This is a genomic window from Paenibacillus sp. N22P23, from assembly GCF_059383735.1.
Genome location: NZ_JBXENT010000017.1, coordinates 1 through 21361 on the forward strand (window position 1 = coordinate 1; position 21361 = coordinate 21361).

Consider the following 21361-nt stretch of genomic DNA (forward strand, 5'->3'; position numbering starts at 1 on the left):
AGAATCAGATCTTACCATACTTCGAAACATAATTGCAAGCTTTAATTTCAACTTGTTTTTCGTTTCGACCACCGTGTTTCGCGTTGCTCTCAGCGGCGGAATTAGAATATAACATGATTGTCTACACCGTTGCAACAGGTATTATTTTACATTTGGTATAAACCACAGAAAACACGCGCCTGCATGAACAAGCGCGCATCATCCACGGCTTTCAATCCTGCATTATTTCCATTCTTCGCTGCCTTGAAACGGCATATGACGAGCTTCATCAAATTTCGGGAACGGCAGGTAATCATTAATACCAGGGACAGCTTTGCCGCGCAGCAAGAAAGCCGAAGGCCACTGAGGCACCTTAATTAACGTGCTGGTTGGGATGTAGCGAATCGTCAGGCCGCAGCGGCGCAGCGGGGAGTGATTGGCTTCCGATCCGTGAATGATGCTTGGGTGATGGACGGAAACGCCGCCAGCACGCAAGATGAGATCCACTGCCTTCTCTTCTTCAACCAAAGCAGGATCCACTTCGGATTCCAGCACATTGGCCGTTGTCGTGTTGGCTTTCATTTCTTGAAGCTCCATCGTTTGTGTGCCCGGGATAACTCGCAGACAGCCGTTCTCAGGCAGGGAGTCATCGACTGCAAGCCACAATGTGACGACATTCATCGGTTCAAGCGGCCAATAGCTGCCGTCTTGATGCCAGAGAACAGGGCGGCCATCGAATGGCGGTTTACTAATATAGTGGGAAGCGAACAAAGCGATATCCGGACCAATGTACTGCTCTGCGATATCGAGCAGGCGATCATCGCTGACTAGGCGAAGCCAGAACGGATCATCCGCGAGCAGCGTATGGCCCAGATTCTCCGGGCGAAGCCCTGGATTCTTCTCCATCAGCCACTCCACATGCTGCTTGGCTTCTTGAATCAGCGATGCATCGAGAACTTCCGGATAGACGGCATAACCGTCACGATCGAATTTTTCTTTAGCCAGCTTTAACTGTTCTTGGGACATTGTTGAATCCTCCTCATGAATTTGAGAATAACTACGTGGATCAAGCTTCTTGTACAGCCTCCAGATAAATTCGCTTGTTAAACCCGCCGCGCTTTGCGGATTTCTCCGCTCTTATCGTTTCCAACTGCTCGGCATTGAAGCCATGAACATGTGATAGCGCATGAAGGAGTTCAAGGATATCAGCCAGCTCTTCTAGGGCGCTCGTGTTATCTTCCGTCTCCAAATACTCGCCTAGCTCCTCCGATAATTTAAGGCGCAGTTCTGCGTGATACGATGCTTCATCCAGAATACGAGTCGTGCATGTTTTGCCGTTGTTTGCGATGATTTCCGGAATACGGTCGCGTACAAGCTTATTGTATGTAGGCATACAACGACTCCTTCGTTAGTAAGTAATCATGGTAAGTAATCCTCACTTCGAGCCTATTATACCGTGATGAGGACACAGAATAAAACAGCTCCCGGATAAAAAACAAAGAATCGCAAGGCTTGTGCCCCATGCGGTTTTCCCGATCACTGCGTACGATAAAACATCGGGATTCCATCGCGGGAGGAACAGGCGCATGAAAGTGGTTGTAACAGGAGGGGCGGGTTTTATCGGCTCGCATCTCGTAAAAGGTTTAATTGAACGCGGAGCGGACGTACATGTCATCGACAACCTCTCGTCAGGTTCGGTGGAACGAGTAGATCCGAAAGCAATCCTTCATATAGAGGATGTTCGATTTGCAAGAGCAAAACGAATCATATCGTCCGTCAAACCGGATGTCATCTATCATCTCGCCGCACAAGCAGATGTACAGCGCTCTATCGCGCATCCAAGCAGAGATGCCTCTATAAATGTCGGAGGTACTATTAATATGCTTGAAGCCTGTATACTTGCCGGCGTTCGCAAATTGATTTTCGCCTCCACATCAGGGGTATACGGCAATTTAGAAAGGGATCGCATCACCGAACAAGATCCCACGGATCCGATTTCGTTCTACGCGATGTCCAAGCTGACTGCCGAGCGGTATATTCGCCTCTATAGCCGTTTCTATGGGCTGGGGTATACAATTCTTCGCTACGGCAACGTATACGGACCAGGTCAAACTGCAAAAGGCGAAGGTGGTGTCATCGCGAATTTCATAGAAAGAACGGTGAAGGGTCTGCCGCTTATCATCAACGGAGAAGGTCTCCAGACACGAGATTTCATCTATGTAGGGGACATCGTCTCGGCCAATCTGGCTGCTGCGACGCTCGGAGATCATGAAACTCTTCATGTAAGCACGGGGCTCCGAACTTCTATTAACCACTTAGCAGAGCTGCTTCAAGACCTGCACCCCAATGAAATCGAGGTGCTCTATCGTCCTGCGAAACCGGGTGATATTATGCATAGCTGTTTGTCATGTGAGCGAACAAAGCACACGCTTCAATGGGAGCCGATTACCAGCATAGAACGAGGAGTCGGTGAAACGTACCGATTCTGGACGGAGTCATGAATCATGAAGCAGAACCAAGCAGCCGCGGCAAAACAAAACAACAACAGCCTCGTTCTCAGCTCTGAAGGCATTCTGAGCAAAGAACGGGGCTGTATCATTTTCACGGTGCATAAACGAATCCTTGAAGGGTGTACGGACCTGTAATCCGCGCACGCGCATCATTCGAACGGACGGTCAAATAGTAGCGCCGCTCCGGAACGGTTCCAACGAAGGTCTGCTGTTCTTTTGATCTCCCTTTCGCAAAACAGGATTCCATATTCCAATAGACAACCAATCCATCCGGACTGTCCTCTCGCAGCAAGATCTCCATCTCACCTGAGTCCCATTTGACGATATCCGGATTCTCCCATCCCACCTCAAACTTCAGTACCAGTCGGTCGCCAGGCGAAATGGAAGCAAGTAATAGTGAAGTAAGTACAATCTGCTCTGGACCGATTAGGATAGGCTCGAAGCTGCCGGCATCCGCCATTGCTTTATCCGAGTATTTCATACAGAACCTTCCTTTCCTATTCGTTAAATCGTTTGCAGCATCTGCAAGAAATGTTGACCATATTTTCGAGGAGAAAATTCGACTTGCACGCAGTGCATCGCTTCATTGCGTATTCGTTCACGCAGCTCGAGGTTCTCCATCAGTTCACGCGCTTCCCTTAATGCTTCCGGCACATCGCCTAACGTATAATACTTCCCCGTACGATTATGCGTGATCGAGGTGGATACGCCATCCGAATCCGTCGTCAGCACCGGGCATCGACAGCTCATAGCTTCCAATACCGCATATGGCGCACCTTCTACCTTGGAAGTCGCACATAGGAACCCTCCTGAATCTCCGATCATCGAGAAGCAGTCCGGCATTTCAATATGCGGAACATTAGATCTAATGGTCAGCCGATTGAAAAGTCCAAGTTCACGTACGATCCTTTCGAATGACAGCTGCTCTTCGGGATCGGCTAAATGAGGGTCATGAAACATCCACATTCGCAGACTCCGGTACGTACGGGAAAGTTGATAGCCAATTTGCAGAAACTCTCGCCAATTCTTGTTGTCTTCGAGTCGGCCCAGCCACGCTATAATTGGGAACATAGGTTTTGTCAGCGTGGGACGATAGTAGAACGCAGCTGCGTCAAAGCAATTATTGAAGTGAAACTGCGGCTTATTCGGAAACAAGTCATGAAATATCGAGGCAATATGCGGTGTGCGTGGATTAAGTAGCGCTGAAGCATGGGAATCAATGACCGGCGAAGCCGCCGTAAGCGCCTGCCTTGCATCCTCCTTCGGACCATAGCCTTGAATCTCATAAATGAGCTTCCCATGATAGCCTAACATTCGGAAACGCCGGAGGCTCTTATGGTCAGTCGTGACGATAATGGCTTCATAGCCGCCAGCATCGATCAACTGCTTGATTGCGATGTCGCTATCCGTAATATGCACTTCTGAGGAATCACTCCGATTTTGCAAACCGGCCCCCCACTTGTAGTACAGGCAATGCCCGTACACCCCGAATTCCTGCAGTGCCTTGCACCTTATTCGATTCAGCGTGTCCATGCCTCCGCTTGGCAGGTAGTAGACAAACAGCACCTTCAATCGCTTTCTCCCTCCTCCAGCGGTAATCCAAACCACGATACCTCCCCCTTAATCCAGTCGATCGAAGTCCTTCTCCGTTAATGTCGCAATCACGGTGCCATTATTACGAAGTACCGCTTCAATTCTCATCGGCTTATGAGTCGAATAGTTCGTAACAATCAGCAGACTGAAAGGCGCATAGCTCGGTGTTACAGGGGGTAATTCAATTTGTTTTCGCGATCCCATCTCCTGCAGAGTCTCGTAGAATAAAGTCCCGTTATTATAGACGTGCACGAGACAATCGAATACTTCCTCGCCGGCATTGACTATGGACCACGATATAGATTCAACATACCGGCAATCGATTCTCGCGAAAGCAGCGGCATCCAGCCGGAATATAGCCATGTATTCCCTCCTCCGCACGTCTTCCTTCTACTATCGTATGAGAAGCAGAGACAAACGTAAGGGCCAAACCGCCCCGGACAGTCACCCAAAAACAAAAGTCACTCATCCATTTGTCCAAGCGGAATCCCTATCTCTAGCATTAAATAAATAGAGTCTATCTACGAAAGGAAGGATGTGTGGACGATGCAACTCGTAGACTTGAAGGGGAGCTACGACGCCATCTACAGCCTCGGTGATCTTTGTCTGCCGGCAATCCAAATGGAGCTTAATGAGATCAGGCCATTCGCAGGTCCGCTGGACTGGATGCAATCGCAGAACCTCTCCGATGTCACCAGACTGCTTCGAAACCGTTTCGCCCGCTTCATGGATTACAGCCATTTGGAAGTCATTAGCAAAGCAAACGAGAAGCTGTATTATGTCAAAGAGACCGAATACAACGTGTACTCGAATCATGACTTCTACACACACAACAATTTCCCGCCGCAACTGAACGCTTATCCCGAAGTAAAAGCCAAGTACGACCGAAGGGTCGCCCGCTTCCTGGAAAAGGCCGCGCTGAGCGAACGCATTTTATTCATCCGTACAGAAGCTACAATAGAAGAAACGAAAGAACTGACTGACGTTCTCTCGGCTATGGTAGCAGGCAGTTATCATTTGTTGGTCGTCAACCATGCACCTGTGGACGGCATCGTAGAACAGCACTGGCCTTTGCCGCATGTATGTGCCATTCAACTGCCGAATGAGGAAATATGGCATGGGAACGACCTGCTGTGGAAAGAGATTTTCCAAGGCATCATGCTGCGTGAGGACTAACAAGGTGAAACGGATGCCTTGGTCCTCTGTGCGTAGAAGCGCGCGAGAAAAGGGCATCCTTATCGGATTGCCCTTTTGTTGTTTCGATTATGGCTTCTGCTGCTGGTTATCGACCATCGTTGAAAGTACAGGCCAATCCGGCAGCTTATAGCCGCTGGCGATTCGAAGCCCGGCTAATATTCGGTTCCACACCTCATAGTCAACCATGACCTCGGGATCTGGCGTTTGATCGGCAAAAATACGGTTGTACAAATCGCCCTTCACCATGAATCTCTCATTCGGCATGGATTCCCACCACCTCGCTTCACCCTATTTCTTCTTGATAACCGATTGATACACGTCCAGTACCCGCTCCATCATCCGATCCATCGACCATTGGACGGTTCCCCATGCTTTCGCGTTTCGTCCAAGCTGTTCTCGGAGACTGTCATTGGCAAGCAGCAGCCCCAGCTGTTCCGCAAGCTTAACCGAATCCCGCACAGGGGAGATCAGACCCGTCACTTCATGCTCGACCATTTCAGGCAATCCGCCTGCCGTCGACACTAAGGAAGGAAGCCCTGCCACCTGCGCCTCCATTAAGGAGAAGGGCTGATTATCTTGAATGCAGGAATGAACGAAAATATCGGACATGCGAAGCAATCCGGGAATATCGTCTCGTACTCCTAGAAACAACACATCCTGCTGGAGATGATGAGCGGCCGTTAGCTGTTCAAGCTCAGCCCGCTGCTCCCCATCCCCAACGATCCAGCACACCCAGTCCTGCCGTGTCCATCTGAGCGTGCCAAGTGCGGCGATGAGGATATCAATGCCTTTGACGAAAGAAAGACGGGCAGGGCATATAATGATTTTCTTACCCAGCGGGCGCTGCATCGTCGTTCCTTGGCTCGCCTGCCGCTCGAATGCGTCGATATCGAGGCCATATGGAAACACTTTTATTCGTGATTCAGGAACCCCGAAAGTGCTCATTAGCAGCTGCTTCTGCCAATTGTTCGCCGTCACCGTTACATCGCCTGAAGTAGCACCGTAATGCTCGATGCCGTTAAAATAATTCCACGCCGGCGAGTTCTCCACTACGCCTAACTGGGGATTCAATCGATAATTCATCGTCACTTCAACCGCCACTGAACCATGAACATGCGCAACAAGTGCCGTTCTGGGAGACTTCACCCTTCCGAGCGCCCTGGCAGCGAAAATATCATGGGTATGAATGATGTCATATTGCTCGAGCCCGAAATAGGCGGCTGCCAGCTCCAAATAATAGCGCTCAAACTCGCAATGCATCACATAGGGGTCTACGTGGATCTGAGGAATACGGGACGCACTCAGCTTGGCGGAGATCAAAGGTCGCAGCGCTTCTTTGGCAATCTCCTTGTTCAATCCTGGCATATGCACTTTATCGGGAGCGTTGCCGAGCAGGTCCACTTGATGTCCCATCAGCTCGAGCCGCTCTTTCAGCTGCGTCATATACTTCCAAACGCCGCCGACATGCGGAACTTGCCAAAAGGTTGCCAACAATATTCTCATACTGCCCTCTCTCCCTGCATTCGTCATCTGCCGGGACAGCTGCTCCGGCGCGGAAGTGGTCATACTTTGTCGTAGTACCATCATATTAACGCAGCATTTAAAGAGGCACGACGGTTGAACCCCGCCAATTATCCAAATCAGTGGGTTTGAGTGGAGATCTAGAGAGCATTTGCATATAAAAAAACCTGCTCCCCATTAATTGGGAAGCAGGTTTCTTCAATAGAGAAGCTTATGCCTCAAGCAGCTTGTAAATCACTTTGGCGCTTTCTGCGCGGGTTGCATGTCCTTGCGGCTCGAAGCTGCCTCCGTTCTTGCCCTCGAGGAGGCCAAGCTCCTTCGCTGCTCCGATCGATGCTGCAGCCCAACTGCTGATTGCATTCGCATCAGAGAAGTTCTTCAGCTCGGCAGCGTGATCAGCCGTTAGCTTGCCATGCTTCACTTCATAAGCACGCATTAGCATAACCGCCATCTCTTCGCGCGTAATCGTGCCGTTCGGAGCAAAAGTCGACACGCTGCGGCCGTGCACGATTCCAGCTTCTGCAGCAGCAGCCACGAATGGAGCATACCAAGCGTTTGCAGATACGTCTGCGAAAGCAGCAGGCTTAGTCGCTTGTAGCTCCAGCGCACGAACGAGCAATGCAGCGAACTCGGCGCGGGTAATGCTGCGACTTGGCTCGAAATGATCCGCACTCGTGCCGTTCATGATATGCTTCGCTGTCAGTTCACTAATCATCGATGCTGCCCAGTGCGCAGCGGACACATCAGCGAAGTGCTTAGTAAACTCCAGAACAGCGTAGCTGGAGAAATGAGAAATCAGAACGGTCATCGTTCCGTCTTCATTCAGCTTACCGCCAACAAACTCGAGTTGACCGTTATCTGCGATATAGTAGACGCCGATCCGTTTCGTGTTGGCATTGCTGTTCACTTTGAAGGTAAGAGTGAGCGGTTCTGCAAACTTGCTCAATACGGCCGTTTCCTTGCCAGCTGCATCTACAAGCGCCAGACGGAAATCGTAAATGGCAGAAGCCGCGCTCAGCTCCGCTGTACCTTCTTGCTCGGCTTTAGCCAAGAGTGCTTGCTTAGCTTCCTCATTCAGCGGCTGCAGATGGAGCGCAATTTGCCCACCTTTGCCGGTCGAGCCGTCGCCTTGCTTGGTCAGTTCATTTAGCACGCCTGTCGGAACACCAACTACAACGCCACCTTGGTTCACTTCCAGCGACTTGTCGCCAAGAAGTTCCGCCGTATTAAGCGGCAGGACCAGTTGGCTCTTGCCTTCCGTGTTGATGGTTACTTTGGCGCCTGTTGCTTTGCTGATGGCATCCTTCAGTTGTGGTGCTGAGAATGTTTGGATATCTTCTTCTGTTACAGTGACCGATCCTCCAGACGTAGCAGGCGGTGGCGTAACATCGCCTTCTCTTGTGATCGTAAGCTCAAGCGTCTTCGTTGCTTGGCTCGCACGTCCTGCATCGGTGTACCACGGCAATGCCAGTGTTTCAGCACTTGGCTCAATATGCAGCGTGAAGTGGTTGATTCCCACTGCAAGCGGCAGTTTCTCGACCAACACATTACCTGCCGCATCCATTTCCGATGCAGCAATAGGCTCGTCGTTGATGGTGAAGTTAACGCCATATGGCACGTTTGCTTTTAGCGTAAATTCTTCCTCGGACGTTGTGAATGCAATATCATCTCCATACGAGATGCGCGGCATGGTCACAATCATCGGCATATCGACCCAGCGCAGCACGTAGTCGTCCACGACCATTGTGTTGCCGCCTTGATTCTTGATCGTCAGCTGCATGTTCGTATCCGTCGAGGAGTAGGCGTAGTTGCCGGCATCCTCGGTGTCATTGGCCTTACGAGTATGCGAAGTCAAAGCCTCTGTCGACCAGGCTCCACGTGTATATTTGTATTGAATCGATTTGCCCGCCATCATCTTGAAGCTGTATTCCACTACATCACGCGTCGTTGCACCGCTTGGTACATTCAGCTTATTGCCCGATGCGTTCCATCCATTCAGATCGCCTGCCAAGTAGATATCGTCTTGAACCGGCGTGTAGCTTGGGAGATGAACGCGCAGCTTCACATCCACCATAACAAGCTTCGGTGTAACCGACTGCTCATCGGAATAACCGCGATTGTACGCGCTATCCACTGCCGCTACTTTGTACGTGTATGTCGTATCATTGCTAACCGTAAAGTCGACATACGAAGTAGCTGCGCTGTCAACAACTGCAATGCGCACAAAATCCGTGTCCGCCTTCTTGCGATAAACTTCATAATGATGCGCTGCTTCCTCGGTCGCTGCCGCAGTCCAGTTCAATTGAACGCGGTTCGACTCTGTCATAATATCAGCGAGCACCGGCGCTTCCGGTGCCGTCGTGTCGTTGCTGTCTGCATGCACATCGACACTCCGCTGCGCGGATTCCGTGAACGTATCTCCATTATCGCTCGACACTTTGGCAAAGAAATAATAGGCTCCTGCTTCAATTGGCTCAAATGCAGCCCAGTATACTTTCTTCCCATCCAGCGTGTCCTGCTTATAACGCAGCTTCGTTTCTACCGCTTCAGCTTTACTCGTACCTTCCTTGTAATAAGCAAGGCGCGCAATCAGATTCGGCGCTTCACTGCCCGCATAATCTGCGTTGTCAGTAAGCCCCGGAATGTCGATCGTGACTTGGATTTCGGAGGTTTTGTGCCCTACGCCAAGCGTAACCGCGTCAGAACCTTGCGTAATGTCCACCCCGTTCACTGCAAAAGAAGGCGTCGCCGATGCATACTCGCTCAGCAGGCTCTCGCCGCTTCCAGTAACTGCCGTCACGGTGTAGTAGTACTTCTTCCCGTTCTCGACGTTTACATCTGTCCATTCGTTACCTTCTGCTTGGCCGGCCAATTGCAGCTCAGCACCTTCTATTGCTGCACGGTACACGTTGTAGCCCATTGCTTCGTTAACGGCATCCCATGTCAGCTCAACTTCGCCGTTGCCGCCAACAGCAGCAAGATTCTGCACCTGCGGCACTGTAACAAGCGCAGTCGTCGAAGTCATCATCAAACCGCTCATCGCTTTAACTGAAAGGGAGATAGTGCCTCCTGTAACTGCACCTTCAATCTCGCTGCCCAGCTGATCTGCGAGTTGAATGCCTTCAGGCAGGAATCCAGCTACATTAGCTTCAATTGCCACATCTGTCGTGCCGCGATTCACGACAACGAGTCCTGCTTGATTGTCCGTCTTGCGGGCATAGGCGATCACATCGCCTTGGTTATAGGCTGTCTTCAACTCACCCGTGCGGAATACTTCATTGTCCTCACGTATATTGGCTGCTTTCTGATACGTATCAAACAGCTTCGCGTATTTGCCTACTCCTGCATATTCGCCATCGGAACCCGAAACGCGCTCCCACGGGAAAGTGCGGCGGGAATCCGGATCCTTCGTACCCGTCAAACCAACCTCATCCCCATAATTGATCGTAGGTGCACCTGGGTAACCCAATTGGAAAATCGCAGTAAGTGCCTGCATGCTGAGCGCTTTGTCCGATGCATCAGGTGCAATCGCCAAATGCTCCTCTTCCCACTCCGGTTTGTCATACTTCGTAATGGAACGGATCGTATCATGGGAATCAACAAGGTTCAGCATGACTTGCCATGCTTCTGCCGGATAATCCTCACGAATGGACTCCAGCGCATCATTGAACTGTGCCGCATTGCCGCTGATGATGAAGCTTTGCAGCGCACCGCGGAAACGGTAGTTCATAACGGAGTCAAACTGATCGCCAAGCAGGAAGCGAGTTGCGACGCCCCACTCTTCACCCAGAATAATCGGGTCCGGAATCGTGTTGCCATTGCTGTCCACGCGGCCGGCTGTCGATTTCACTGCTTTGCGGAACTGCTGCCATGTACCGGAGGACACGTCCGGCGCAACGTCAAGACGCCAGCCGTTTGCACCCATCCACTCCCAGCGCTGCGAGTTGGCTTTTTGCATCATCGCATCTGCGTCTTCATCCGTCTTGCCCTTCAGGTCATGACCGATGACGAGATCACGATAGCCCGGTACGTTCCACTCATGGTTGCCCGAGAGTGCATCCGTGTCGCCATCCGCCGCTTGCGGTGCATCGACAACAGGCAGGGAATCGTAGCCCCACCAGCCTTCATATTTGTAGTGGCCGTCTACTTGCTCATTCGAAACCGTAAACCATGTGGTAAAGTCAAAATCAGTCGGATAGGCATAGTGCTCCCCTGTTGCAGGGTTGATCTGTGCCGTGAACGCATCGATGGTCTGCTGTTTGGCAGCTTCTAACGTTGCGCCATCCTCATTCACTTTGTCGTACACTTTCGCCCAGAATTCGTAAGCACCGATCTCCGGATATTTCTCATAGCGGTCAAAATAAATCGAGTCATCGCCGACATGGTTGAACACGCCGTCTACGATCAGCTTGATGCCCATCTCGCTTGCTTTCTTCGTGAAAGCAGTGAATACACGATCGGAAGCAACGCGCGTTGCTTCATAATCAAGTCCCGAGGCCGGGTTGCCAGGCGTATTGTAAACCGGCTCACCAAACATGGGATCCAGATGCTGATAATCTGTCGCATCATATTTGTGATTCGAAGCCGCCCAAGCGACCGGATTGAAGTAGATAACATTGACGCCAATGGACTTCAAATAGTCGAGCTTCTGTGACGCACCTGCAATGTCGCCGCCATAGAATTCGTTCGTCCATAGACCATCTGATTCAGCCTCCGGGAAATACGGCTGCTGCTCCGGTGTCGTCCGATCCGGATTCTCAGGCACGTCACTCCATGAACCCCATACTTGATCCGAAGCAGGATCATTCGTCACGCCGCCATCGAAGTACTGCAGATAATGCCCGTTCTTCTCCGTCAGCGTCTCGCCGGGAAGCGCTTCGCCTCCGCGATAACCGTCCACGATCTTGGCACGATTGTTGGAAGAGTCACCGTCGAAGAAACGATCCGGGAAGATTTGATACACGACCGCATTCTTCATCCAATCCGGCGTTTTGAAATCTTTATCATACACGGTCAGATCATAAGGCAGTACGCCTTCATCCGCAGAAGCGCCGCTGCCGCCGCGCGATCCGTCATCGCCGTATTCCACTTTCGCAGGGCCGTCGATCAGAATGAACTTGTAACCCCACACGCCGATCCCCTGGAATGCAGAAGCCGGAATGGTCACTTCCCAATAATCTTTCTCGTCAAAGGAAGTCGCTTTGCGCATATCGAATGCGGAAGCCAGCCCCTGCGGATTGCTCAGCTCGACACGCACCACCTGTGCGTCCCCTGCCTCTGTCGCAATGCGGAGCGTTACAGCCTCGCTGCCTTCTTTGATTGCGCCAAACGGTTTCTTGTACGTAACCGAGCGAGAGTCAAACACCAGCTTATCGCGGTGGATCATACCGTCAAATTGACTGTCAGCCGGTTTATAGTCCGTTGTAATGGTGCGGTCCGCAAGAACGGTTGTGAATGTCACATCCGCCGGATCCAGTGTCTGCAGCACAAAGTTGTCGCCGCCTGTACCGTAATTGTTTGCATCCCAGTTATTTCCTTGCACGACTTTCATCTCATAACGTGCAGCCGGGAGTGTACGCTGAAGCTTGTAAACCGATCCGTCGAAATGATAATCAACGAACATTTGCTCCGCTTGATCCGGTGCCCATTCCGATTCGCCGAATGCAGCTTGAATGCTGCCGACAAGCCGCGGCCATTCCGCCGCACTTAGTGCAGGCGTATACTGCGGCGCGCCGACTACATCCGGTAGGCTGATGCGCACTTGCCCCAGCTCGTCATTGACATAGAAGTTCACTTTCGTTTGCTCTGTCAGAGTGAACTCGATATTATTGCCGCCATTGGAATAGCCGTCCCACGTGCCTTGATGAACGAATTTAAAGGCGTATTGCCCTGCGTCAAGCACAGTGGAATAGGCATAAAACTCGCCAACAAGATGCTTCATCTGCGTCACGGCCGAATCATTACTCCAGCCTTGGAAGGAACCGACTACAACCCACTTGTGGTTACCGCCGGGCTGCTCGACAAAGGTATCCGCTTGAACCGCAGACACAAGAGGTGTGCCGACTGTAATCTTGTTATTCCCGTCTGCGATCACGCTGTTCGTTGGATCGTTAAACCAAATGCTCGGAAGGTCCGCAGCATCGGAAATGAACTTGTAGGCGTAATTGCCATCCGCGAGTACGTCTGTTTCGAATTCATACGCATCCGTGCCCGGCACAAGATTGTGCTGCACGCCGAAGGCATTGCTATCGAAGCTGCCCGCTACTTTTAACTGCGGTGCGTAGCTGAGATGAATGTTGCTGTCTTGATCAGAGGTTGTTGTGAGATCTGAACCATCCATCATGTTACCGTTTACAAGAAACTTGTACGTATAGTCGGTATTCGGCGCAGCAGCTTGGATATCTGCTGTGAATATACCGTCACCATCGCCATCTGCCAACGCAAGGGCCGGGTCGCTCCAATTGTTGAATTGTCCTTTGGCCGCAATCGTTAATGCAGCCTTTGGCAGTACAAAATGAATTTTTCCGCCTTCAGCATACGTCCCCGTAACAGCATTTGCATTTGCCTGCTGCGGAAAGATGCCTATAATTTGCACAACCATGAGTATGGATAGAAGTAGTGCCCAAACACGAGTCTGACGTTTCCCCTTCATTGCTATCATTCCATAGCCTCCCTAAGATAATATGACTGACGATGTTGTGCTTCTCATGCGATGGAAACCTGATTTTTCGCGCAAACGTTTGCGCAAATACGCATAAAATCCCCTTTCCGCCGATAAAAAAAGAGCTATCCCCATAAGGAAGAGATAGCCGGGTTGTTCCGCTTCGGTTATCGAAGGCCGGAAAGCATTGCCCTTAAATTAGTAGTAATCAGCGTAGTTCATTGCCTTTATGATAGTATGAAAACGCTTTACAGTCAATGATATCCATTAAGGAAAATCATTGGCGATATTCTCGGCAGCCTCCTTATCCTTGCAGAGGTGAGCGCAATCGTTTGCGCTACATGCTGTATGCAGTGATTATAGTTTCTTTCCTACTCGTGTAAGCCTCGCCTCTTCTGCGTATGCATGCAAGCACCACATAATCATTTTAAAATTTCATTAATCGTGTTGTATATTTATACATACTGTCATATAATTATCCATAATAAGATGATGAGGGAGGATCAATAATGTCACTCGTAGTACGCAATGTAGAGTTTGAGGATGTAAATGGCCTAGCAGCCTTGATGCATAATTATATCGTGGACTTCTATCGGAAGGCATGGCCGGGGGAGCGCGTTGTTCGTCAATTGATTCAAACCTTGCTCGAGAAACAAGAAGGCATTCAATTCGTAGCGCTGAAAGATGGAGAAATGGTCGGCTTCGCCACGCTCTATTTTACATATAGCACCATGAAAGCCGAACGGATCACCGTTATGAATGACCTCTATGTTATGGAGCCCTATAGAGACACACAGGTGGAATCACAGCTATTCCTCGCCTGCCAGCGGTATACCCATGATCTCGGCTATGCACGCATGTCGTGGATTACGGCCAAAGACAACACCAGAGCACAGTGCTTCTTTGACAAAATGGGCGGCGTGCAAGATGAATGGGTCAACTATTCGATCGGATAAGGTGAAACAACTGTTACCGTCCTTTGTGGCGGAGATGCGCGTATCGTCGTTAAAAAAGCCGCAGCCCTTATCAGGGATGCGGCTTTCGCTATTCTATAGGGAGATAAACGAGCCGCCGGCATCTGCCGACTTCTGCTCTGCTTCAATAATATCCAGTGTGCGTGCTGCGCTCTCCGGCGTACATACCGTAATCGGCTTATCATTCGCCAGTGAATCGATGAACGAACGAATCTCGAAGTAGTAGCCCATATCATCGGACAGCTCAGCTATGAAGCTTGGCTCTTCGTTTGGATTGACTTTGACTTTATTGTCCGCGAAGATGAGGTTCCCGCCTTCAAAATTAATGCGGTACGTCATCTCAAATCCGAAATCACCACGGAGTGTCCAGTCAGCTTGTGCATTCAATACGAGGCCATTGTCGTATACATAATGCGTTGACACGATATCATAGGCGCTGCCAGGAATAACATTGCGTGCCATTGTAGAAACTTTATCCGGCACACCGAACAACCAGTGCACCATATCCGTATCATGAATATGCATGTCCATCAGACAGCCGCCGCTCTTGCTGCCATCAAGGAACCATTCTGCCGGCAGACCTGAGCCCCGGAAGAACGAGCCGCCAAGCGGTTTGCCATAACGTCCATCCTCAATGCATGCTTTCGCATATTCATAGGCTGGCCAGAAACGCAGACATTGACCGATCATAAGTTTCTTGCCTGTGCGTTCCGCAGTCGCTACCATTCGCCATGCATCCTCGGCGGTGCGAGCAATCGGCTTCTCACACATGACGTGGTAGCCTTTCTCAAGCATCATGCACGTAATATCTGCATGAAGCCCTGTCGGCAGCGTAATGTCGATCATATCCAGCTCTTCATTGGCGATCATTTCTTCAATATTGGTATAGAGATTGAACGGATCAAGATTATACAACTCTTGATTGGTCGCAATATTACCGACTGCCTTGCCGTCTTTCAATTCCTCGATGAGTACATCGCAAATCGCTTTCAGTTGAACCGGCGCGCCTTCTGCCATAAGCCGTGTATAGTTGTCAAAATGCATCCGTCCCATAAAACCGAAGCCAATCAGACCTACCTTAATCATGCTGCTTCCCCCTTTTAGTTGTTGCCTCGTCCCAGGATGGCATCCATCGCGCGGGATGTATTGTAGATGATTTGCTCGCCGTAGTGCGTGTAACCCGGAATCATCTCTGCAATGACATAGTTGTTATAGTCGATGGCGCGAAGCGCCTCCACAACTGCCGGATAGTTCACATCGCCGGCAAGCAGATCAACGAATCCGTGCAATCCGCCTGCTTGTCTGCGGTAGTCTTTGAAATGCACTTTCTTGATACGGTTGCCTAGAATTCGTACCCACTGTTCGGGATATCCATTGCTTACGACATTACCCACATCAAAGTAGGAACCGACATAATCGGAATTAACGGTGTCGATGAATGTCCGCAGCTCAAGAGGGGAAAGCAAGAACTTGTTCCACACGTTCTCGATCCCAATCGATACTCCCGCTGCCTTAGCATCAGAAGACAGTGTGGTGATACATTCAAGTGCGCGCTCATAAGCACGCTCGTAGTCGACTACTTCAGCGTCTGGAATGAAATCAACGCCTACTGCTCCTGGAATGACCAAAATTGTATCAACGCCAAACGATGCCGCTAGCTCCAATTGCTTGCGTGTAATATCCATTGCTTTCGTGCGGTTAGCCGCCGATTCGCTTGTCATGGAATAGGACCAGTACAGGCCTGTAGCAAGGCCGCAAATTTCAAGTTCAGCCTGTTCCAATTGGGACTTGATGTCGCGAACCTCTTGCTCTGTAGCTTCCAAACTAAGCTCGCCCGTTTCGTTCAAGGACAACTCGATTCCTTCGAATCCAGCGTCTTTGGCAATGCGTATCGATTCGGCAATCGTCGTCCCTTGTGGAAATGACCAAATGTTTACTCCCTTTTTCATCAGACTAGCCTCCTAAGTGATTTGTATTTTTCCTGTTTATTACGAGATCATCATCATTTATAATGAAACTGCCAACAATAATCAAATTATAGTAGAAATGATGCAAAAAATATTTAGCGGAAACAGATATAATTTGAACTTTTCCGAGATCATAATCGGTGATGAAGAGTGAGGTTCGTTCAGATGGAGCAGCTGCATGGAGAAAATAGTCGTCAACTTGCCCATGTGCATTTTCGTGAGTGGTCGCCAAGCATCCATTATGCCAAGTATCAGAGCCTTCCCCCCGGGAAGCTGCCCAGACGGCGGCTCTATGACTATGAAATTCTATACGTCAGCCAAGGGGAAGCCGCGACGACAATTGGGGAGACGCGCTATGAATGGAAGGCCGGACAGCTTATCTATCTTCCAGCGGGCTTGTTTCACCAGAATGAGGTTGTCTCTCAGCCAAACGCCCAATTTCTCGGCATCCACTTCGATTACTTCGATGAGCTGGAGGTTGGTTCTGACGAGGATATGGTTGTGAATGAGGCGCATCCACTGGAGGAGAAGTTTTGCCGCGAGGCTGCGAACGAGACCTTCCCCCCACTGTCGGAGCAAATTATCTATACCCCCTCCCTGCTCTGTGTGCAGCTTATGGAGCAGCTAGTCGAAGAATTCACTACACGTCCTCCTGGCTATGAGCTGGCGTGCAAAGCGCTGATGCTGAACATTCTATCCCAGCTGCAGCGTTCCAGATCCTCGCTCCATCAACGCGCGGCCGATACCGTTCACGGTCAGCGTCTCTTGTCGCTCATGAAGCAGATGGAGTCAACCCTATCTGAAGCATGGAGCAACAAACGGTTAGCCGATTTGCTGCTCATGAATGAGGATCACGCCGCGAAGCTATTCAAGCAGGTTGCCGGCCAGCCACCCGGCGAATACTTGCGTTCTATTCGGCATCGCGAAGCCCGTAGACTGCTCCGAGAAACCGACCTGTCCGTCGAAGAGGTCGGCGAACGCACGGGATGCCCCGACATCCACTACTTCAGCCGGCAGTTCCGCAAGCAGGAAGGACTTTCGCCGAGTATGTACCGCAAGCTCTCGCGCGTGCTGTAGGAGGTACGTTGTGTTGTGTGGCGGGGCGGGTAAGCTGAGAGTGCGAAAGTTGAACTCTCAGCACTGAAACCACTTTGAAAAAAGACTGAGAGTCGAGAAATCGAACTCTCAGACCCCAAACTAACCAATCTGTACCCTCATGAGAAGCTGAGAGTGCGAAAATCGAACTCTCAACCTCAAAACCACCTCGAAAAAAGACTGAGAGTCGAGAAATCGAACTCTCAGTCTTTAAACTAACATGGGATTGCGTGGGCTGGGTCGAGTTCGGGTGCTGGTGCTAGTTCGGGTGCGAATGCTGGTACGGGGTCGGGATCGGGTTTGAGTGTAGGTGCTGGTGCCGGTTTGAGTTCAGGTGTTGGTGTTGGTGTTGGTGTTGGTGTTGGTGTTGGTGTTGGTGCTGGTGCTGGTGCTGGTGCTGGTGCTGGTGCTGGTGCTGGTGTTGGGGTTGGTGTTGGTGTTGGTGCTGGTTCGAGTTCGCTTGCTCGGGCGGGTGCGGGTGCGGGTTCGAGTGCGGGCGAGGTTGAGATCTGCGTCGGAGCGCTAACGAACCGTACAGGTCTTATTCGGGCGAAATTGGCCCCGAATTTATTCTAACGAATCGTAGGGGGCTTATTAGGGGGAAATGGAGTGAAAACATGCCATTCTGCACCAAATAAGACCTGTAGGGTTCGTTAGAATTTCAAACCCAGCCATTTGGCTGAAATAAGGCTTCTGACGTTCGTTAGAGTTGAACCTCCGCCGGTATTGATGCTTTTCACCACGTGAAATCCATATTACAGAAGCGAAGTCGCAACCGCCGTGCCTCGCCCCCAGCCCCCGCACGCGTCACCGCTCCCACACACAAGAAAGCTGCCCCACAAGTCGCATAAACGCGCTTGTGAGACAGCTCTAATTCTAACTATGAACCGTTGGCACCACCGGTGCCCTCGGGATTCTTCGTTCCTTTGCTTGTATACGGCTTTGGCGCGCTCTTCTTCCGGTTCTCGGCAGCCTGCCAGCGATTCCAGCCTTTCTTGCCTGTGCCGCGGCCTGTGCCGCCGCCTTTACTCTTCGCCATGACTAGTCTACCTTCTCGAAAGCGAAGCCCAAGTGCTCTCAAGCCACTTATCGAAATCTGCTTCTTTATCGCCTTCGTAGATATCGTAAACGTCGGATCTCATCTTCTGAAGCTTCTCTTTGAACTCTTCAAAAGTGTGGCCGTCCGGCAAGCTCTTCTTGATCCGCACCAGAATCTTGTTCAAGCCTTTGACCAGCTCGCCTGTCTTGCGTGCCGGCAATTCGACCTCTTCGCCAAGCTCCTTCAGCACACGATGAGCTGCAGCCTGCACTTGATGCACCGTATCGCTTTGCGCAATCCGCTTCAGCAGCTGTGTAGCCTGCTCTTCGCCTAATTGTCCAAGCTCCTCAACAGCACGAAGGCGTTCACGCCAGTTTGACATGCGGCCAGCAGCCTTCTTCAAGTCTTCATAACTAACGGGTTGTTCCATTACTTCTTCTTCTGTATGTTCCAATTTCGATCAAGCTCCCTCGATTAACTATTCTATACACGCTACTAGAATGATTCAGGAAAGTCAATGTTTGGCTTGTCGGTATAGCCGAATTGCTTCGCATTCAACCGATATTGACTGGGCGTTAAGCCATATGCCTTCTTGAATTGGGTGAAGAAATGGCTGCGGCTCGCAAAACCCGACTTATCCATAATATCCGTTATCGTATCCGTCGACGTCGCAACCAGCTGACTGGCATACGCGAGCCTAACATTATTGATGAAATCCGACACCGACACAAGCCTATGCTTCTTATATAGTTTGCCCAGATAAGGCGGTGACAGATCAACTTCATCCGCAATGTAGTCCAGCGACAGCGCCGGATTCGCCAGCTCACGGTGAACAATCTGATTCACCATGTCGAGCAGCTTCAAATACTTATTGTCTTTCTTCGCTTCAAGCTCCTGCGCCAAACGGTCAAACAGTGCAGAGAAGTCCGCCATGATTTGCTCGATCGTTTCCATTTTCTGCAGCTTCATGAGATAGGCGTTGAAATGAAAATCCACCTTCATCGCATGATTGGTCTCCAGCACCTCAATGGCATGCCGAATGAGCAGCAGGATCCGAATAAACATGGAGCTCAGCGCCGAATAGCTGTATGCCGAAGCGTCCTTGAGCATGGCCGACAACGCATCCTTCGCCTCTTGAAAATGTCCCTGGATGAGCGCCTCCTTCAATTCATCATCTTTCTCTTGCGACGATTTGAAATCATCTGTTCGGACCGTGATGTTCTCGCTGAAAATCATACTTTCATGACCGTAAATCAGTCGGTAATAAGACAAATCAAGCGTCTTCAAATAATGAAAATTCAGCTGGGAGAGGGTTTCGAACGGTTCGCTGAACGTAACCGACACGGCAAGGCGCAAATACTGCTTCGTATGCTGTTGAATCTGCTGCATCCATTCCACAAGCGCTTGCTGTTCGGAAGGTGCGCCAAGCGAATCCACATTGAGCAGCAGCATGACCTGATCCTCTTCAAGCTCCAAGCATTCATGAGCGGCCTTCTGCTGCATCAGCTCAGTAACAATATTGACGATGCCAAACTTTAATAAACTTCGGTCTCCCCTGCCGTATGTTGCACAGAAGTCTGAGAAGTGATCGATTTTGAACAGCACGATGAGAAAAGCCGCGGAAGGATCAAGAGAGATATCATATTTGAGAAATTGCTTCCTTAATTCATCTGCAGACAATGGCCCTTTGGAATGCATGATTTTGCGCAGAAACTGCTGCTTCCGATCGTATGATTCGCCTCGCTTCTCCATCTCCAGCTGGTTATATTTCTGAATGACGAGTGACATCGGCACAACCAGTCTTCGCGAGAAATAGAAGGTGAGTAGAATGCTGCCGACGATGAACAAGACGACGAACAGGTACGTTTTCTGCTTCATCCGTTCCACATCTTTGACGATGTCGTGATACGGCGTAATGCTGACGAGATTCCAATCGAATGCATCCGTGCTCGTATAGGTAACGAACGAATCGACGCCATCCACATTCATGCGGAAATTACCGGCTTGCTCCTTAGAGCCATTGATCCGCTGGATATACGGCTTTGCTGACAAATCAGCGAGCAAGGGATGCGCCCCGTCTTCGGATAACAGATCGCCTTTACTGTCGGTCACGAAGATTCGGCTGCCGCCCGCACCATTCTGCGAATGGATGCTTTGGTGAAGCCACTCCTCCGATATGTTCAGAATGATCGCTTCATTAACTTTGCCGCTCGCGACTTGGGAGTCGAAAAACAAGTACGAGTAGACATACATATCCTTGACGGCGCCTGTGGCTATGCCAGACATGATATTCGGAATTTTGCGCAGCACGATGCTGTGTGAAGGGTGGTTCTTAATGTCATCGAGAATCGTGAAGATCCCTTGATCGTCAAAGGTGGTGCGGTCATAGATGAATTGGGCTCGGGGGACGGCATAGATTTGTTCACCGTTATAGATGTAGATCGATTGGAGAAACGGATAAATATTTTTGTACGATTGCAGTTTGATTTGGTATTTCACGTAGTCATCGGAATCAATATCCGAGTAAAGCAGGTCCGTAATGATGTCATCGAAGAAAGCCGTAGTCGACACCGATCTTGCCGTTTGTTCAAGCGTGCTTACATTTCGGCTCGTATATTGAAGGTCCGCGAGCTGCTCGCGATAGACCTGTTTCAATGCAAAGTTCTCGAAATTACGGCTCAATAAGGAGGATTGAACGAAGAGCAGCAGAACGGTACTGACCAGGAAGGGAAGCAGAATCGTCAGAAAGAGCTGAAACGGGTTCTTCAGAACAAATTTCTTGAACATTATGCATGCAACTCCTCTACCTCCAAGACTATCACACA

General features: G+C 50.3%; 18 protein-coding genes. 5 read left to right on the forward strand and 13 right to left on the reverse strand.

From position 1 onward, the window contains the following. Positions 1–222: 222 nt before the first annotated feature. Both AC506A_RS30065 and AC506A_RS30070 read right to left on the reverse strand, forming a co-directional pair. Positions 223–1005: a phytanoyl-CoA dioxygenase family protein gene (locus AC506A_RS30065; protein ID WP_494822236.1), complete on the reverse strand. Its 783-nt coding sequence runs from the start codon at positions 1003–1005 to the stop codon at positions 223–225. Positions 1006–1045: 40 nt separating this feature from the next. After that, positions 1046–1372 (reverse strand): nucleoside triphosphate pyrophosphohydrolase, encoded by a 327-nt coding sequence (locus AC506A_RS30070; protein WP_495464682.1) that lies wholly within the window; start codon positions 1370–1372, stop codon positions 1046–1048. A gap of 193 nt (positions 1373–1565) precedes the next feature. Between AC506A_RS30070 and AC506A_RS30075 the strand changes: the two genes are divergently transcribed. Continuing rightward, on the forward strand, positions 1566–2480 hold the full coding sequence (locus AC506A_RS30075) for an NAD-dependent epimerase/dehydratase family protein (protein ID WP_495464683.1): 915 nt from the start codon (positions 1566–1568) through the stop codon (positions 2478–2480). Positions 2481–2580: 100 nt separating this feature from the next. Here the strand turns inward: AC506A_RS30075 and AC506A_RS30080 are convergent, their stop codons facing one another. The 3 genes from AC506A_RS30080 to AC506A_RS30090 are packed head-to-tail and all read right to left on the reverse strand — an operon-like array spanning position 2581 to position 4445. Further along, positions 2581–2970, reverse strand: a complete 390-nt coding sequence (locus AC506A_RS30080; RefSeq protein ID WP_495464684.1) for a hypothetical protein — start codon at positions 2968–2970, stop codon at positions 2581–2583. A gap of 23 nt (positions 2971–2993) precedes the next feature. Further along, positions 2994–4097: a glycosyltransferase family 4 protein gene (locus tag AC506A_RS30085; RefSeq protein WP_495464685.1), complete on the reverse strand. Its 1104-nt coding sequence runs from the start codon at positions 4095–4097 to the stop codon at positions 2994–2996. Positions 4098–4109: 12 nt separating this feature from the next. Beyond that, entirely contained in the window at positions 4110–4445 is a 336-nt protein-coding gene (locus AC506A_RS30090; RefSeq protein WP_495464686.1) for a hypothetical protein, read from the reverse strand. A gap of 183 nt (positions 4446–4628) precedes the next feature. On the opposite strand from AC506A_RS30090, the gene AC506A_RS30095 reads away from it, so the two are divergent. After that, on the forward strand, positions 4629–5258 hold the full coding sequence (locus AC506A_RS30095; protein WP_495464687.1) for a DUF1796 family putative cysteine peptidase: 630 nt from the start codon (positions 4629–4631) through the stop codon (positions 5256–5258). Positions 5259–5345: 87 nt separating this feature from the next. On the opposite strand, the gene AC506A_RS30100 is transcribed toward AC506A_RS30095, so the two are convergent. The 3 genes from AC506A_RS30100 to AC506A_RS30110 form a co-directional block, all read right to left on the reverse strand. After that, on the reverse strand, positions 5346–5543 hold the full coding sequence (locus AC506A_RS30100) for a hypothetical protein (protein ID WP_495464688.1): 198 nt from the start codon (positions 5541–5543) through the stop codon (positions 5346–5348). A gap of 24 nt (positions 5544–5567) precedes the next feature. Continuing rightward, the gene (locus AC506A_RS30105; protein ID WP_495464689.1) at positions 5568–6782 is read right to left on the reverse strand and encodes a glycosyltransferase family 4 protein; all 1215 of its coding nucleotides are present in this window, start codon (positions 6780–6782) and stop codon (positions 5568–5570) included. 229 nt (positions 6783–7011) lie between these two features. Continuing rightward, positions 7012–13461, reverse strand: a complete 6450-nt coding sequence (locus AC506A_RS30110; RefSeq protein ID WP_495464690.1) for an alpha-amylase family glycosyl hydrolase — start codon at positions 13459–13461, stop codon at positions 7012–7014. Positions 13462–13970: 509 nt separating this feature from the next. Between AC506A_RS30110 and AC506A_RS30115 the strand changes: the two genes are divergently transcribed. Then, positions 13971–14417 (forward strand): GNAT family N-acetyltransferase, encoded by a 447-nt coding sequence (locus AC506A_RS30115; RefSeq protein ID WP_495464691.1) that lies wholly within the window; start codon positions 13971–13973, stop codon positions 14415–14417. Between the two features lie 93 nt (positions 14418–14510). Here the strand turns inward: AC506A_RS30115 and AC506A_RS30120 are convergent, their stop codons facing one another. Together AC506A_RS30120 and AC506A_RS30125 are read right to left on the reverse strand one after the other, a co-directional pair. Continuing rightward, entirely contained in the window at positions 14511–15521 is a 1011-nt protein-coding gene (locus AC506A_RS30120; RefSeq protein WP_495464692.1) for a Gfo/Idh/MocA family protein, read from the reverse strand. A gap of 14 nt (positions 15522–15535) precedes the next feature. Next, complete coding sequence (locus tag AC506A_RS30125; RefSeq protein WP_495464693.1) at positions 15536–16384, reverse strand: sugar phosphate isomerase/epimerase family protein; 849 nt, start codon at positions 16382–16384, stop codon at positions 15536–15538. Between the two features lie 183 nt (positions 16385–16567). On the opposite strand from AC506A_RS30125, the gene AC506A_RS30130 reads away from it, so the two are divergent. Together AC506A_RS30130 and AC506A_RS30135 are read left to right on the forward strand one after the other, a co-directional pair. Further along, positions 16568–17479: a helix-turn-helix domain-containing protein gene (locus AC506A_RS30130; RefSeq protein WP_495464694.1), complete on the forward strand. Its 912-nt coding sequence runs from the start codon at positions 16568–16570 to the stop codon at positions 17477–17479. Positions 17480–17843: 364 nt separating this feature from the next. Then, positions 17844–18023, forward strand: a complete 180-nt coding sequence (locus tag AC506A_RS30135) for a hypothetical protein (RefSeq protein ID WP_495464695.1) — start codon at positions 17844–17846, stop codon at positions 18021–18023. 354 nt (positions 18024–18377) lie between these two features. Here AC506A_RS30135 and AC506A_RS30140 read toward each other — a convergent pair whose 3' ends face one another. The 3 genes from AC506A_RS30140 to AC506A_RS30150 all read right to left on the reverse strand — a co-directional run bounded on the left by AC506A_RS30140 (position 18378) and on the right by AC506A_RS30150 (position 21323). After that, positions 18378–18536, reverse strand: a complete 159-nt coding sequence (locus AC506A_RS30140) for a DUF3934 family protein (RefSeq protein ID WP_495464696.1) — start codon at positions 18534–18536, stop codon at positions 18378–18380. 7 nt (positions 18537–18543) lie between these two features. Continuing rightward, the gene (locus tag AC506A_RS30145) at positions 18544–18966 is read right to left on the reverse strand and encodes a HEAT repeat domain-containing protein (RefSeq protein ID WP_495464723.1); all 423 of its coding nucleotides are present in this window, start codon (positions 18964–18966) and stop codon (positions 18544–18546) included. 65 nt (positions 18967–19031) lie between these two features. Then, positions 19032–21323, reverse strand: coding sequence for an AraC family transcriptional regulator (locus tag AC506A_RS30150; protein ID WP_495464697.1), 2292 nt, complete (start codon positions 21321–21323; stop codon positions 19032–19034). Positions 21324–21361 lie beyond the last annotated feature (38 nt).